The sequence below is a fragment of the Streptomyces glomeratus genome (genome assembly GCF_021462825.1).
Lineage (GTDB): Bacteria > Actinomycetota > Actinomycetes > Streptomycetales > Streptomycetaceae > Streptomyces > Streptomyces glomeratus.
Window position 1 is genome coordinate 13,549 of the sequence record NZ_JAKEEB010000016.1, and the last position, 13,617, is coordinate 27,165.

The 13,617-nt window shown below is 70.3% G+C and carries 17 protein-coding genes; 14 read left to right on the forward strand and 3 right to left on the reverse strand.

Annotated features, from left to right (window positions below; all coding sequences use genetic code 11):
• Positions 1–39 precede the first annotated feature (39 nt).
• From sufD to LZ604_RS19930, 10 genes are all read left to right on the forward strand, one after another.
• Positions 40–1,260: a Fe-S cluster assembly protein SufD gene (gene sufD / locus LZ604_RS19885; protein WP_234516744.1), complete on the forward strand. Its 1,221-nt coding sequence runs from the start codon at positions 40–42 to the stop codon at positions 1,258–1,260.
• Positions 1,257–1,586, forward strand: a complete 330-nt coding sequence (locus LZ604_RS19890; RefSeq protein WP_234516745.1) for a non-heme iron oxygenase ferredoxin subunit — start codon at positions 1,257–1,259, stop codon at positions 1,584–1,586. Before sufD ends, LZ604_RS19890 begins: the two co-directional genes overlap by 4 nt.
• A 7-nt stretch (positions 1,587–1,593) precedes the next feature.
• Positions 1,594–2,358: a Fe-S cluster assembly ATPase SufC gene (gene sufC / locus LZ604_RS19895; RefSeq protein ID WP_234516746.1), complete on the forward strand. Its 765-nt coding sequence runs from the start codon at positions 1,594–1,596 to the stop codon at positions 2,356–2,358.
• Complete coding sequence (locus LZ604_RS19900; RefSeq protein ID WP_234516747.1) at positions 2,355–3,611, forward strand: cysteine desulfurase; 1,257 nt, start codon at positions 2,355–2,357, stop codon at positions 3,609–3,611. Before sufC ends, LZ604_RS19900 begins: the two co-directional genes overlap by 4 nt.
• Positions 3,612–3,629: 18 nt before the next feature.
• The gene (gene sufU, locus LZ604_RS19905) at positions 3,630–4,097 is read left to right on the forward strand and encodes a Fe-S cluster assembly sulfur transfer protein SufU (RefSeq protein ID WP_234516748.1); all 468 of its coding nucleotides are present in this window, start codon (positions 3,630–3,632) and stop codon (positions 4,095–4,097) included.
• A complete protein-coding gene (locus LZ604_RS19910; RefSeq protein ID WP_234516749.1) occupies positions 4,094–4,429 on the forward strand; it encodes a metal-sulfur cluster assembly factor in 336 nt (111 codons plus the stop codon). Before sufU ends, LZ604_RS19910 begins: the two co-directional genes overlap by 4 nt.
• Before the next feature lie 157 nt (positions 4,430–4,586).
• On the forward strand, positions 4,587–4,907 hold the full coding sequence (locus LZ604_RS19915) for a DMT family transporter (protein WP_234516750.1): 321 nt from the start codon (positions 4,587–4,589) through the stop codon (positions 4,905–4,907).
• Positions 4,907–5,443: a TetR/AcrR family transcriptional regulator gene (locus tag LZ604_RS19920; RefSeq protein ID WP_234516751.1), complete on the forward strand. Its 537-nt coding sequence runs from the start codon at positions 4,907–4,909 to the stop codon at positions 5,441–5,443. The genes LZ604_RS19915 and LZ604_RS19920 overlap by 1 nt, the downstream gene beginning before the upstream one ends.
• Positions 5,444–5,541: 98 nt before the next feature.
• Positions 5,542–6,531, forward strand: a complete 990-nt coding sequence (dapD, locus tag LZ604_RS19925) for a 2,3,4,5-tetrahydropyridine-2,6-dicarboxylate N-succinyltransferase (protein ID WP_234516752.1) — start codon at positions 5,542–5,544, stop codon at positions 6,529–6,531.
• A 201-nt stretch (positions 6,532–6,732) separates the two neighbouring features.
• Positions 6,733–7,578, forward strand: a complete 846-nt coding sequence (locus LZ604_RS19930; RefSeq protein ID WP_234516753.1) for a GNAT family N-acetyltransferase — start codon at positions 6,733–6,735, stop codon at positions 7,576–7,578.
• A 10-nt stretch (positions 7,579–7,588) separates the two neighbouring features.
• On the opposite strand, the gene LZ604_RS19935 is transcribed toward LZ604_RS19930, so the two are convergent.
• Together LZ604_RS19935 and dapA are read right to left on the reverse strand one after the other, a co-directional pair.
• Positions 7,589–8,092 carry a hypothetical protein gene (locus tag LZ604_RS19935; protein WP_234516754.1) on the reverse strand — a complete coding sequence of 168 codons (504 nt, stop codon included), beginning with the start codon at positions 8,090–8,092 and terminating at the stop codon, positions 7,589–7,591.
• 89 nt (positions 8,093–8,181) lie between these two features.
• Positions 8,182–9,084, reverse strand: coding sequence for a 4-hydroxy-tetrahydrodipicolinate synthase (gene dapA / locus LZ604_RS19940; protein WP_234516755.1), 903 nt, complete (start codon positions 9,082–9,084; stop codon positions 8,182–8,184).
• A gap of 231 nt (positions 9,085–9,315) precedes the next feature.
• Here dapA and LZ604_RS19945 point away from each other — a divergent pair, with 231 nt between their 5' ends.
• The 4 genes from LZ604_RS19945 (at position 9,316) to LZ604_RS19960 (ending at position 11,711) form a co-directional block, all read left to right on the forward strand.
• Positions 9,316–9,456: a hypothetical protein gene (locus tag LZ604_RS19945; protein WP_234516756.1), complete on the forward strand. Its 141-nt coding sequence runs from the start codon at positions 9,316–9,318 to the stop codon at positions 9,454–9,456.
• Positions 9,453–10,115: a hypothetical protein gene (locus LZ604_RS19950; RefSeq protein ID WP_234516757.1), complete on the forward strand. Its 663-nt coding sequence runs from the start codon at positions 9,453–9,455 to the stop codon at positions 10,113–10,115. The genes LZ604_RS19945 and LZ604_RS19950 overlap by 4 nt, the downstream gene beginning before the upstream one ends.
• A 193-nt stretch (positions 10,116–10,308) precedes the next feature.
• Positions 10,309–10,950, forward strand: a complete 642-nt coding sequence (locus tag LZ604_RS19955; protein ID WP_234516758.1) for an ArsR/SmtB family transcription factor — start codon at positions 10,309–10,311, stop codon at positions 10,948–10,950.
• A 26-nt stretch (positions 10,951–10,976) separates the two neighbouring features.
• Positions 10,977–11,711 (forward strand): SRPBCC family protein, encoded by a 735-nt coding sequence (locus LZ604_RS19960; RefSeq protein WP_234516759.1) that lies wholly within the window; start codon positions 10,977–10,979, stop codon positions 11,709–11,711.
• A 24-nt stretch (positions 11,712–11,735) separates the two neighbouring features.
• Here LZ604_RS19960 and LZ604_RS19965 read toward each other — a convergent pair whose 3' ends face one another.
• Positions 11,736–13,562, reverse strand: a complete 1,827-nt coding sequence (locus tag LZ604_RS19965) for a DUF8508 domain-containing protein (RefSeq protein WP_234516760.1) — start codon at positions 13,560–13,562, stop codon at positions 11,736–11,738.
• Positions 13,563–13,617: the final 55 nt, after the last annotated feature.

The following is a 13,617-nucleotide window of genomic DNA, read 5'->3' on the forward strand; positions in this document are numbered from 1 at the left end:
GGGTCACCACTGACTTAGGAAGAGAGCACAACGACAGCCATGGCTGAGGCCCAGAACTCCCCCACGCTCGGCTCCGCTCGCGCGGGGGGACCCCCACCGGTGGGCAGCACCACCACCGGCTCGATCGCGGTCGCCGCGGAGTCGACCGTCGCCACCCGTATGAGCGCGCCGCCGTCCTTCGACGTGACGGACTTCCCGGTGCCGCACGGCCGCGAGGAGGAATGGCGGTTCACCCCGCTGGAGCGCCTGCGCGGCCTGCACGACGGCACCGCCGTCGCGAACGGCGACGGCGTGAAGGTGACCGTCGAGGCCCCCGAGGGCGTCACCGTCGAGACCGTCGGCCGTGACGACGCCCGTCTGGGCAAGGCGGGCGCCCCGGTGGACCGCGTCGCCGCCCAGGCGTACTCCGCCTTCGAGAAGGCCTCGGTCGTGACCGTCCCCAAGGAGACCGTCCTCACCGAGCCGATCCGCATCGCCGTGCAGGGCCAGGGCGGGACCGCCTACGGCCACCAGGTGATCGAGCTGGGCGCCTTCGCCGAGGCCGTCGTCGTCATCGACCACACCGGTGACGCGGTGCTCGCCGCCAACGTCGACTACCTCCTGGGCGACGGCGCCAAGCTGACCGTCGTCTCCGTCCAGGACTGGGACGACAAGGCGGTGCACGCTGCGCAGCACAACGCGCTCGTCGGCCGGGACGCCTCCTTCAAGTCGGTCGTCGTGACCTTCGGCGGCGACGTGGTGCGTCTGCACCCGCGGGTGACCTACGCGGGCACCGGCGCCGAGGCCGAGCTCTTCGGGCTCTACTTCACCGACAAGGGCCAGCACCAGGAGCACCGGCTCTTCGTCGACCACAACACCCCGCACTGCAAGTCGAACGTCGTCTACAAGGGCGCGCTCCAGGGCGACGACGCGCACGCCGTGTGGATCGGTGACGTGCTCATCGAGGCCAAGGCCGAGGGCACGGACACGTACGAGATGAACCGCAACCTCGTGCTGACCGACGGCGCCCGCGTCGACTCGGTCCCCAACCTGGAGATCGAGACCGGCGAGATCGTCGGCGCCGGCCACGCCAGCGCCACCGGCCGCTTCGACGACGAGCAGCTCTTCTACCTGATGGCCCGCGGTATCCCGGAGCACGAGGCCCGCCGTCTGGTGGTCCGCGGCTTCTTCGCCGAGCTGGTCCAGCAGATCGGTGTCGCGGACATCGAGGAGCGGCTGATCGCCAAGATCGAAGAGGAGCTGGAGGCGTCGGTCGCATGACTGACTCGTCGAAGTTCGTACGCGTCTGTGGCCTGAGCGAGCTGGAGGAGGACACCCCGAAGCGGGTGGAGATCGACGGCACGCCGATCTCGGTCGTGCAGACCGAGGGCGAGGTGTTCGCGATCAACGACATCTGCTCGCACGCCAACGTCTCGCTGTCCGAGGGCGAGGTCGACGACTGCCACATCGAGTGCTGGCTGCACGGCTCGCGCTTCGACCTCCGTTCCGGCAAGCCCGACGCCCTTCCCGCGACGCGCCCCGTCCCCGTATACCCCGTAAAGATCGAAGGGGACGACGTGCTCGTCTCCCTCACCCAGGAGTCCTGAGGCACCCATGGCAACGCTTGAAATCCGAGACCTGCACGTCACCGTCGAGGCCGACAACGCCACGAAGGAGATCCTCAAGGGCGTCGACCTCACCGTGAAGCAGGGCGAGACGCACGCCATCATGGGCCCCAACGGCTCCGGCAAGTCGACCCTCGCCTACTCGCTCGCGGGTCACCCCAAGTACACGATCACCGGCGGAACCGTCACCCTCGACGGCGAGGACGTCCTGGAGATGTCCGTCGACGAGCGCGCCCGCGCGGGCCTGTTCCTGGCCATGCAGTACCCGGTCGAGGTCCCCGGCGTCTCCGTCTCCAACTTCCTGCGCACCTCCGCCACCGCGATCCGGGGCGAGGCCCCGAAGCTGCGCACCTGGGTGAAGGAGGTCAAGGAGACCATGGAGCGTCTCCACATGGACCCCTCCTTCGCCGAGCGCAACGTCAACGAGGGCTTCTCCGGCGGTGAGAAGAAGCGCCACGAGATCCTCCAGCTCGAACTGCTCAAGCCGAAGATCGCGATCCTCGACGAGACCGACTCGGGGCTGGACGTGGACGCACTCCGCATCGTCTCCGAGGGCGTCAACCGCGTGCGCGAGTCCGGCGAGGTCGGCACCATGCTGATCACGCACTACACGCGCATCCTGCGCTACATCAAGCCCGACCACGTCCACGTGTTCGCCGGCGGCCGTATCGTCGAGTCCGGCGGCCCCGAGCTCGCGGACAAGCTGGAGAACGAGGGCTACGAGGCATACGTGAAGGGTGGCGCATCCGCGTGACACAGCTGCCGGGCCTCCTCGACACCGAGGCACTCCGCAAGGACTTCCCGATCCTGGACCGGGTGCTCCACGACGGCAAGAAGCTCGTGTACCTGGACAACGCGGCGACCTCGCAGACGCCGCGCCAGGTGCTCGACGTGCTCTCCGAGTACTACGAGCAGCACAACGCCAACGTCCACCGTGGTGTGCATGTGCTCGCCGAGGAGGCCACGGCGCTGTACGAGGGCGCGCGTGACAAGGTCGCCGAGTTCATCAACGCGCCGAGCCGCGACGAGGTGATCTTCACCAAGAACGCCTCCGAGTCGCTCAACCTCGTGGCGAACATGCTCGGCTGGGCCGACGAGCCCTACCGGGTGGACCGCGACACCGAGATCGTCATCACGGAGATGGAGCACCACTCCAACATCGTGCCGTGGCAGCTGCTCGCGCAGCGCACGGGCGCGAAGCTGAAGTGGTTCGGCCTCACCGACGACGGCCGGCTCGATCTGTCGAACATCGACGAGATCATCACGGAGAAGACGAAGATCGTCTCCTTTGTGCTGGTGTCCAACATCCTCGGCACGGTCAACCCGGTCGACGCGATAGTCCGCCGGGCCCAGGAGGTTGGCGCGCTGGTCTGCGTCGACGCGTCGCAGGCCGCGCCGCACATGCCGCTGGACGTCCAGGCCCTCCAGGCCGACTTCGTGGCCTTCACCGGCCACAAGATGTGCGGTCCCACGGGTATCGGCGTCCTCTGGGGCCGTCAGGAGCTGCTGGAGGACCTTCCTCCGTTCCTGGGCGGCGGAGAGATGATCGAGACGGTGTCGATGCACTCGTCGACGTACGCCCCCGCCCCGCACAAGTTCGAGGCGGGCACCCCGCCGATCGCGCAGGCGGTCGGTCTGGGCGCGGCGATCGACTATCTGACCTCGATCGGCATGGACAAGATCCTCTCCCATGAGCACGCGCTCACCGAGTACGCGGTGAAGCGGCTGGGCGAGGTGCCCGACCTGAGGATCATCGGCCCCACCACGGCCGAGGACCGAGGCGCGGCGATCTCCTTCACGCTGGGCGACATCCACCCGCACGACGTGGGCCAGGTCCTCGACGAACAGGGCATCGCGGTGCGCGTGGGTCACCACTGCGCGCGGCCGGTGTGCCTCCGTTACGGAATTCCTGCGACCACGCGAGCGTCGTTCTATCTGTACTCCACGCCGACCGAGATCGACGCACTGGTCGAGGGGCTGGAGCACGTACGGAACTTCTTCGGCTGAAGGGCGTGAGCTGAGACCGTGAAGCTTGACTCCATGTACCAGGAAGTCATCCTCGACCACTACAAGCACCCGCACGGGCGGGGCTTGCGGGATGGCGACGCCGAGGTGCACCACGTGAACCCGACGTGCGGCGACGAGATCACCCTTCGCGTGAAGTACGACGGCACGACGATCAAGGACGTCTCGTACGAGGGCCAGGGCTGCTCCATCAGCCAGGCCTCGGCCTCCGTGCTGAACGAACTCCTCGTCGGCAAGGACCTGGCCGATGCGCAGAAGGTCCAGGAGACCTTCCTGGAGCTGATGCAGTCCAAGGGGCGGATCGAACCCGACGACGCGATGGAGGACATCCTGGAGGACGCGGTCGCGTTCGCGGGTGTCTCCAAGTACCCGGCACGGGTCAAGTGCGCCCTCCTGAGCTGGATGGCGTGGAAGGACGCGACGGCCCAGGCGCTGGGCGGCGCCGACGCCGAAAGGAAGACGGCATGAGCGACACCGTGGAGATGAAGCCGGCCTCGGAGGAGGAGCTCCGTGAGGCCCTGATGGACGTCGTCGACCCCGAGCTGGGCATCGACGTCGTCAATCTCGGCCTGATCTACGGCATCCACATCGACGAGGCGGCGAACATCGCCACCGTCGACATGACCCTGACCTCCGCGGCCTGTCCGCTGACGGACGTCATCGAGGACCAGGCGAAGTCCGCCACGGACGGTCTTGTCAGCGAGCTGCGGATCAACTGGGTCTGGATGCCGCCGTGGGGTCCCGACAAGATCACGGATGACGGACGCGAGCAGCTTCGGGCGCTCGGCTTCAACGTCTGAGATCCCCTGGCCCTCCCCGGCTGTGAGGAAAACGGCGACGCCCCCTGCGGGCGTCGCCGTTTCTCGTGACGGGGTCTCAGCACGGTTTCAGAGAGCGGTTTCCGGCTGTTTCCGAGCTTGTGTACGGCCGTACATATCGATGCGTACACTTGTCCCCATGGGATACGCGTTCCTCGCGGGGGCCATCGCCGCCGAAGTCGTCGCCACCACCGCCATGAAGTACAGCGAGAGCTTCAGCAGGCTGGGGCCGTCGCTGCTGACCCTGCTCGGGTACGTGGTCTCCTTCGCGCTGCTCGCCCGGACCCTGAAGACCGTGTCGATAGGCACGGCCTACGCGATCTGGTCGGGGGTCGGCACCGCGACCGTCGCCGCGATCGGGCTGGTCCTCTTCGGCGAGGGCCTCGGCCTGGCGAAGATCGCCGGGATCGTGCTGATCGTCGGCGGGGTCGTGGTCCTGAACCTGGGAGGTGCTCACTGATGCCCCGGCGCTACGACCCCGAGCGGCGGCAGCGGATCGTGGACGCGGCGATCCGGGTGGTGGGGAAGAAGGGCCTGGCCGGACTGAGTCACCGCTCAGTCGCCGCCGAGGCGGACGTGCCGCTCGGCTCCACGACGTACCACTTCGCGACCCTCGACGAGCTCACGGTCGCCGCGCTCAGGCAGGCCAACGAGGGATTCGCCAAGGTGCTCGCCGCGAGCGGACTGCTGGAGGACACCGACGGCGACCTCGCCGGTGACCTCGCCCGGGCCCTGGGGGAGTGGCTGGGCGGCGACCGTACGGGGGTCGAGCTCGAGTACGAGCTGTATCTCGCGGCCCTGCGGCGCCCCGTCCTGCGCCCCGTCGCCGCGGCATGGACGGAGGAGACCGCCGAGCGGCTGGCCCGGCGCACGGACCCGGTCACCGCGCGGGCGCTGCTCGCGCTGATGGACGGGATCTGTCTCCAGGTGCTGCTGACGGGGGCTGCCTACGACGAGCGGTACGCCCGGGAGGTCCTGGCACGGGTGATTCCATGACCAGGTGCCGCGTGCGGCCGGCCGCACGGTCGCCCGGCACGTGAGACGCCTCGTTCACCGGTTCGCCCGCGCGCCCCCCGCCACGTTAGGTTTCCCTCATGACCGACACGACTGCTCCCCGCACCACCGGTGCCGTGGCCGCCGGCCTCGCCACCATCGCCGCCGACGGCACCGTTCTCGACACCTGGTTCCCCGCGCCCGAACTGGCCGCCGAGCCCGGCCCGTCCGGCACCGAGCGGCTGTCTCCCGAGCGAGCCGTGGAACTGCTCGGCGAAGAAGCCGCGCGGGCGATGGGCCCGGACGCCCGTCGGGGCGTCGATGTGGTCGCGGTCCGCACGGTCATCGCCTCCGTCGACGACAAGCCGATCGACGCGCACGACGTCTACCTGCGTCTGCACCTGCTCTCGCACCGCCTGGTCAGGCCGCACGGCCAGAGCCTGGACGGGATTTTCGGCTTCCTCGCCAATGTGGCCTGGACCTCGCTCGGCCCGGTCGCCGTCGACGACATCGAGAAGGTGCGCCTCAACGCCCGCGCCGAGGGCCTGCACCTCCAGGTGACCTCCATCGACAAGTTCCCGCGCATGACGGACTACGTCGCCCCGAAGGGCGTTCGCATCGCCGACGCCGACCGGGTGCGCCTCGGCGCCCACCTCGCCGAGGGCACGACGGTCATGCACGAGGGCTTCGTGAACTTCAACGCCGGCACGCTCGGCACCTCCATGGTCGAGGGCCGCATCTCGGCGGGCGTCGTGGTCGGCGACGGCTCGGACATCGGCGGCGGCGCCTCCACCATGGGCACGCTCTCCGGCGGCGGCAACGTGATCATCTCCATCGGCGAGCGGTGCCTGATCGGCGCCGAGGCGGGCGTCGGCATCGCCCTCGGCGACGAGTGCGTCATCGAGGCCGGCCTGTACGTCACCGCCGGGACCCGGGTGACGATGCCCGACGGCCAGATCGTCAAGGCCCGCGAACTCTCCGGCGCCTCCAACATCCTCTTCCGCCGCAACTCGGTCACGGGCGCGGTCGAGGCCCGCCCGAACAACGCGGTCTGGGGCGGCCTGAACGAGATCCTGCACAGCCACAACTGACCATCGGCGGCCGTGACCTGCGGCCGCGTCGTCGGTCAGCGTCCCGGCCCGCCGCCGCGCTGTCCGCAGTGGTCGGCGTCGGTCGGCGAGCGCCCTTCCACGGCCCCGAGACGGCCCGGAAGGGCGTTCGCCGTCCGCCCCGGACCGCGGCCGCCGTTTTTCGGATGCCGCGGGGCGCCTCACCATGGTGGGATGCGCCGCATGAGTGACTCACTGCGCGCCCGTATCGAGCGCTACTACGCCACTGTGCCGCTGCTGTTCGCCGAGGCCGAAGAGTGGGGTCCCCTGAGGCTGTTCGTACGCAGGGAACCGGGCGCCCCCTACTACGGCGGTCCGGGCCATGCTCAGCCAACCGAGGAGGGTGGCGCGACGGTCAGCGCCGCCGACATCGCCCGGGTGCGCGCCCGGCAGCGCGAACTCGGCGTTCCGGAAGCCTTCGAGTGGCTTGCCGAGGCGGTACCGGACCTTCGCTCCCGGATCGAGCACGCGGGACTGCCGGTGGAAGAACGACCGCTGATGGTCCTCGACCCGCATCGCCCGGTCCCCCCGCAGCCCCTGCCGGAGGGCGTCACGCTCCGGGTGCTGACCGCTGACGACCCGGTCCTGCCCGCGGCCCTGGCCCTTCCGCGACTGGCCTTCGCCGAGGCGGGCACCGCGGTGGGCGCGGCGGGCCGGGCGGAACTGTCGGCGGTGGCCGGGGAACTGACCGCGGACGGAACGGTCGACACGATCCGTCCCGCCCTCCGCGCCGGACACAAGACACTCATCGCCGCCCTCGACCCGGACGGCACCCCCCTCGCCGTCGGCCATTACCACCCGGCGGACGGCGCCACCGAGATCGGCGGCATCGGCACCCTGCCCGTCGCTCGCCGCCAGGGCCTGGCCGCCGCCGTCGCCGCAGCTCTGTCCACCCACGCCCGCGACCGAGGCGTGCACACCGTCTTCCTCGCCTACGCGCAGGACGCCGTCGCCCGCATATACACCCGGCTGGGCTTCCGTCCTGCCCACACCACCCTTCTCATCGCCAACCAACCCGCACGGTCGTAGGCGGGGGCGGTCACGCCGTCACGGAGGCCGCGAACTCCGTCAGTGCCGCGAAGTCGTCCCCGCGCAGCCCGATCCGCGGGTTCACATGGTGCAGCAGGGCCGGCCCCGGGTGGTGGGCGGCGACGTAGTCCTCGTCCGCCGGGCTCTGCTCGTCGTCCACCCAGGCGAAGGGGCGGCCCCCGGCGTACGCCACGATCGCCTCGGTCTTCCAGTGCACGCTGTCCGGGCGCAGTGCGAACAGTCCCGCGCCGAAGTCGACGTAGGGCAGCTCCGGCAGGCCGATCACCGGGCCGATCCAGCGGTTGGCGGCGTCCATCCACGTGGTCGCCCAGCACAGGTCGAAGCCCAGCGTGAGCAGCGCCGCGCCGTGCTCGGGGTTCAGCCACACGCGCAGGGCCCGCCCAGGGTGCAGGGAGACCCTGATCGTCGTATAGCCCGCAGGGCGCCGCTCGGGCTGGGCCGCCCACGGGTTGAGCGGGCCGTCGACGTCGAGGAAGAGCAGGGGCCGGTCCACGCGGCCACCGTACGGCACCAACGGCACACGTCCGACTGCATTTTGAGGCCGGGGCCGTGGCGGCGGGCGGTCCCGCGCGCCACAAGTGATCAGCCGCTCGTGAGCCGCTCGTACGCCCTCAGCAACCCGTCGACCGCCTCGCGGCCGGCGGGTCGCAGCGGTGCGCGGACCGGGCCCGAGGGCAGGCCGAGTGCGCCGAGCAGTGCCTTGGCCGTCACCGTGCCGGGCAGTCCCGCAGCCATCATCGCCTCGATCAGAGGCGTGGCCCGGTGCTGAAGCCGGGCGGCTCCCGCGGTGTCGCCCGCGTCGAACGCGTCCAGCACGGACCGCATCCGGCGCGGGGCGACGTTCGCCACCGTGCTGACGTAGCCCGCGGCGCCCACCGCGTACAGCGCGAGAATGTGTTCGTCGCAGCCGGCGTAGTAGGCCAGGTCCGTCCGGGAGAGCACCTTCTGGATGCCGAGGAAGTCGTAGGAGCAGTCCTTGACCGCCACGATCCTCGGGTGTTCGGCGAGCCGGATCATCGTGTCGGGCTCGATGCGGGTGCCGGTGCGGCCGGGGATGTCGTACAGCGCGAGCGGCAGCCCCGACGCGTCCGCGATCTGACGGAAATGCCAGGCGAGGGCGTCCTGCGGGGGCTTGCTGTAGTACGGGCTGACCACCAGCAGGCCGTCCGCGCCCGCCTTCTCGGCCTCCAGGGCCAGTTCGACCGTGTGCCGGGTGTCGAAGGTGCCGACGCCCGCCACGAGCGACGCCCGGTCGCCGACCGCCTCCCGGACGGCCCCGACGAGCGCCGACTTCTCGGCGTCCGTGGTGGTCGGCGACTCGCCCGTCGTCCCGTTCAGCACCAGCCCGTCGCACCCCTCGGACACCAGCCGGTCGGCGAGCCGCTGGGCCCCGTCGAGATCGAGCGCGCCCTCCTCGGTGAAGGGCGTGACCATGGCGCACAGGGCGCGGCCGAAAGGCGGGGGCGCGGAGGCTGTCGTCGTCATTGGAACAGTGTCGACGGGGCGATCGTAAAGGACTACTTAATTCTTCTGCACGGTAAGCGTTAGAGACGCTGTCGCATCAGCCGATCGGGCCGATCGGCTCGGTGAGGTCCCCTGCCGCGGTGACGGGGGCATTCGGGGCGCGCCGAGGGGGCGTGGAGCGTCATGCGCTGGTGCCAAACCGGATTCCATGGGTCACCATGGCCAGGACGGTAACCACCAACGGGAGGCGTCATGAGGCTGGGCAAGGCACTCGCCACCGGGGTCGCGGAAGAGCACCCGGAGGCTCATGAGGAAGAGGCGGGCCTCCAGGTCACCGAGGTCGTCGAGGAGCCCGCGGCATCCGCCCCCGCAGAGGTCCCCGCGGCCCGATGACACTGCGGCTCCCCCAGGAACGCCCGACGGAGCCGCCGACCGGTTACAAGATCGCCCACCCGATGCTGTCCCAGGACGGCACCCGGGCCGGGTTCACAGGTGTGTCCCTGGGTGGCGCGCTGCCCTACGGAGTCCTCGGCGAGGCCCGGTGTGTGTACGGGCTGCGTCACCGTGCGCCGCACCGGCGCTGCGACTGCGGCTTCCACTGTGTGCACGACCGCGCGGAGGCCGAGGCGCTGCTGTGCACCGGGGAGCATCGCGCGGCCGTGCTGCTGGAGGTCTCCGTTCTCGGCGCGTACATCCGCTTCGAGCGCGGTTTCCGGTACGCCCGTCAGCGCGTGCGGACCATGACGGTCGGCTCGTGTGGGTGCGGAGGGGCGGCTGTCGCCCTGGCCGACGCCGGCTGGGGGCGTCCGGGCTGGCGCGCGCTCAGGGCAGCGTGCGCGGGGTGTGTGCGTGGCCGTACATCGCTGTCGCCCGCCGTGTTCGAGCGGCTCGCCGGAGAAGGGCTGCGGGTGCGGGTCGCCCAAGGAGCCGTGAGCTCTCCGGCCGGCCTCGGTGTGTCCGAGCTGGTGGCCGAGGCGGCTCTGCTCCAGGCGCGGCTCGACTGGTTCCAGACGCAGCTGGCACGCCTGGAGGAGCGGGGCCCGAAGGCGTAGCGCCCGTCTGCCTCCCTGTGATCAACGCCCCGCGTTCGCCTTCCTGTTCGCTGCGTCCCTGAAGCACGGTCCTCCGGTGCAGTCCTCCGGGGCCGTCTTCCGGGGCCGTCTTCCGGTGTCCGCCCGCCCGTACCCCCTCACCGAATACTCTCCTCGTCTGGACAAAAAAAGTTTTCGGTGGGAGGGTGGAGCCATGCTGGACGTGACCGTGATCGAGGACGCCGAAACCGCAGCCGTATCGCTGGACCCTGTGCGGGCCCGGCTGCTCGCCGAGCTGGCGGCCGGGCCCGCGTCGGCCGCCATGCTGGCCGGCCGGGTCGGACTGCCCCGGCAGAAGGTGAACTACCACCTCAAAGCCCTGGAGCGGCACGGCCTGGTCGAGTTGGCCGGCGAACGCCGCAAGGGCAATGTCACCGAGCGGCTGATGCGGGCCACCGCAGCCTCGTATGTGATCAGCCCCCTGGCCCTGGCCTCCGTGCAGCCGGACCCGGACCGGTTCCGCGACCAGCTCTCCGCCCGCTGGCTGCTCGCCCTCGGCGCCCGTCTGGTGCGGGACGTCGGGTCGCTGATCACCGGAGCGGCGAAGGCCCGCAAGCGGCTCGCGACCTACGCGCTGGACGGCGAGGTGCGTTTCGCCACGGCCGCCGACCGCGCCGCGTTCATCCAGGAGCTGACGGCGGGCGTCAGCGCCCTGATCCGCAAGTACGACGCCCCGGACGCCGAGAGCGGCCGCGACCACCGGATCGTCGTCGCCGTGCATCCCACCCTCAAAGAGCAGGCCGCCGGGCCAGAGTGCGGGCCGACCGCGTCCCCGGCCGCCGAACTCACCGACTGAACCGCCCACTTCGCGCAGGAGCCACCATGTCCAAGGAATTCGAGATCGTCCGCGAGTTCGAGGTCGACGCCACGCCCGAGGAGGTGTGGGAGGCGATCACCCGCGGCACCGGAGGGTATCTGTGGCCCATGGAGCCCCCGGAGCCCCGCGAGGGCGGCAGGGGACCCTTCGGCTCCGAGGTCGTCGCCTGGGACCCGCCCCACCGCTACACCAACCGCGTCGCGAACGTCGAGGGCATCTCCCAGCAGACCCTCAACCAGCTCGACCACACCATCGAGCCGCGTGACGAGGGCCGTCGCGCCTGGGTGCGGTACGTGCACAGCGGCATCTTCGTCGACGACTGGGACAACCAGTACGACGGCGCGAGCAAGCACACCGACTTCTATCTGCACACCCTGCGCGAGTACCTGACCCACTTCGCGCCGCGCCCGGTGGCCTTCGCGACCCTGAACGGCCCCGAGGCGTCCACCGCGGACGACGCCTTCACCGCCGTCGCCCGGGCCCTCGGCCTGCCCGAGGACGCCACCGAGGGAGCCGCCGTCGGCGTCCGGGGGCCCGGTGGGCAGCTCCTGGACGCCGTGCTGGACTTCCGCAACCCGTATTTCATCGGGCTGCGCACCGAGGGTGCCCTGATCCGATTCTTCGGCCGCAACCACTGGGGCGCCCCGGTCGGCATCAGCGTCCACGACTTCGCCGCGGACGCCGACGCCAAGGCGAACGAACTCGCCTGGCAGCAGTGGCTGGACGAGGTCTACGCCTGACCCCGCCCAGCACGCCCGCGGGTGCTACGGACGGAACCGCAGCACCTGCGGGTCGTGGTCGCTGATCTGGTCGTGGAACTCCGAGTTGATGTGCACGCTGTCGTAGTCGAGGTCACAGCCGCGGCGGATGGCGGGGCTCACCAGGATCTGGTCGAGGACCTGGCTGTTGCCCTGGTAGTCGTAGGTGTACCGCTCGCTCTTCGGCAGCGACTTGATCGCCGACCACAGGTCGCCGTCACCCTCGAGGATCTTCGCGGTGTCGGAGAACTCGAAGTCGTTCATGTCGCCGAGCGCTATGACCCTGGCGTTCTTCTGGGTGTCGAGGATCTTCTTGACGAAGGTGTTCACCTCGGTCGCCTGGAGGTGACGCTGGGTCTCGGAGCTGCGCACCGGCGGCTGGTACTGCGCGGTCAGCCCCTGGTCGCCGCCCTTGGAGTTGAGGTGGTTGGCGATCACGAAGACCGTCCTGCCACGGAAGACGAACTCGCCGACGAGCGGCTTGCGGCTGGACTTCCAGGCGTCGCTCGCCGGGTCGATCCGGCCCGGGGAGGCCGTCAGCTCCGCCTGGCCGTGCACCCTGGTGACGTCCACGGCGGTCGTGGAGCCGCCGCCCGGACGGTCGGTGAACGAGACCCGCTCGGGGTTGAACAGGAACACCTGGCGGATGTTGCCGCCCGGCTGGCCGCCGTCCTGGTCGTTGACCGGATCGATCGAACGCCAGTCGTACTTCGGGCCGCCCGCCGCGACGATCGCGTCGATCAGTTTGTTCACCGTCTGACTCGCGTCGACCGTGCCGTCGTCCTTGGCGCCGTTGTTGTCCTGGATCTCCTCCAGGGACACGATGTCCGGGGACTTCAGGTTGTTCACGATCGCGGAGCCGTGGGCCGCGAAGGTGGTGTCGGACGGGTCCAGGTTCTCCACGTTGTAGGTCGCCACGGCCAGCTCGCCGCGCGCCTGCTTGCGGGTCGTCTCGCGCTGGAGGCCCCCGCTCTTCAGGGTGCCCAGCTTGCCGGCGACGAGGGTGTAGCCGCCGAACTGGTTGTAGTCCATCGGGCCGGTGGTCGCGCCCGTGAGCGTGTCGCCGACGTTCGCGGCCGGGAAGTCGGCGGTCGCGCCGAGCGACTGTATCTGGAGCCGGCCGGTGTTCTGGGAGCCGTAGGAGCCGTACACCGTGCCGCCGCGGCGGTTGGCGTGCTCATGCGGCTTCACCGTGACCCACAGCTCGGTGTACGGGTCGGTGGCGGTGACCACACGCGCGTCGGCGACCTGGACGTTCATTCCCTCCAGGGACTCGTAGTAGTCCAGGGCGTACGCCGACGGCTCGAGGGGGAGACCGTTGACCGAGCCGTTCGCGGCCGCGTCGCCCGACGGGGCGTACTCGGCGGGCACCGAGCCGGCGTCGATGACCGTGGGCGCCGGGACGGCGTTGCCGCTGGACACCACCGTCACCGTCGGCTTGGTGATCTCGGTGACCGACTGGTTGCCGGACGAGGCACCGCCCGGGACGTACTCCGAGACCGTGCCCGTCACGGTGACCGAGTCGCCCACGGCGACCTTCGGGGCGGAGCTGGTGAAGACGAAGACGCCCTCGCTGGTGGCCGGGTTGTCGTCCGGGTCGGGGTCCTGGACCCAGAACCCCTTCGAGGAGCCGTAGGTCCGCACCCCCGTGACGATTCCGGCCACGTCGGTGACCTTCTGGCCCGCGAGCGGCGATACACGGGTGGTGCCCTGGATGTCATGGATACGCACGGTGTCCGCGTGCGCCGGCGTGATGAGGACCACGCCGGACAGCGTGGAACAGACGGCGGCGACGGTGAGCGCGGCGAGACGCGCGGAAGACTTGCTCGGCAACGGGATCCCTCCGGGGACATACGTGGGCGCCGGGACGAAAGTGGATGTGGAGCCG

Coding starts and splice junctions, on each gene's coding strand:
- sufD (WP_234516744.1), top strand. CDS start 40: ATGGCTGAGGCCCAGAACTCCCCCACGCTCGGCTCCGCTCGCGCGGGG.
- LZ604_RS19890 (WP_234516745.1), top strand. CDS start 1,257: ATGACTGACTCGTCGAAGTTCGTACGCGTCTGTGGCCTGAGCGAGCTG.
- sufC (WP_234516746.1), top strand. CDS start 1,594: ATGGCAACGCTTGAAATCCGAGACCTGCACGTCACCGTCGAGGCCGAC.
- LZ604_RS19910 (WP_234516749.1), top strand. CDS start 4,094: ATGAGCGACACCGTGGAGATGAAGCCGGCCTCGGAGGAGGAGCTCCGT.
- LZ604_RS19915 (WP_234516750.1), top strand. CDS start 4,587: ATGGGATACGCGTTCCTCGCGGGGGCCATCGCCGCCGAAGTCGTCGCC.
- LZ604_RS19920 (WP_234516751.1), top strand. CDS start 4,907: ATGCCCCGGCGCTACGACCCCGAGCGGCGGCAGCGGATCGTGGACGCG.
- dapD (WP_234516752.1), top strand. CDS start 5,542: ATGACCGACACGACTGCTCCCCGCACCACCGGTGCCGTGGCCGCCGGC.
- LZ604_RS19930 (WP_234516753.1), top strand. CDS start 6,733: ATGAGTGACTCACTGCGCGCCCGTATCGAGCGCTACTACGCCACTGTG.
- dapA (WP_234516755.1), bottom strand. CDS start 9,084: ATGACGACGACAGCCTCCGCGCCCCCGCCTTTCGGCCGCGCCCTGTGC.
- LZ604_RS19945 (WP_234516756.1), top strand. CDS start 9,316: ATGAGGCTGGGCAAGGCACTCGCCACCGGGGTCGCGGAAGAGCACCCG.
- LZ604_RS19950 (WP_234516757.1), top strand. CDS start 9,453: ATGACACTGCGGCTCCCCCAGGAACGCCCGACGGAGCCGCCGACCGGT.
- LZ604_RS19955 (WP_234516758.1), top strand. CDS start 10,309: ATGCTGGACGTGACCGTGATCGAGGACGCCGAAACCGCAGCCGTATCG.
- LZ604_RS19960 (WP_234516759.1), top strand. CDS start 10,977: ATGTCCAAGGAATTCGAGATCGTCCGCGAGTTCGAGGTCGACGCCACG.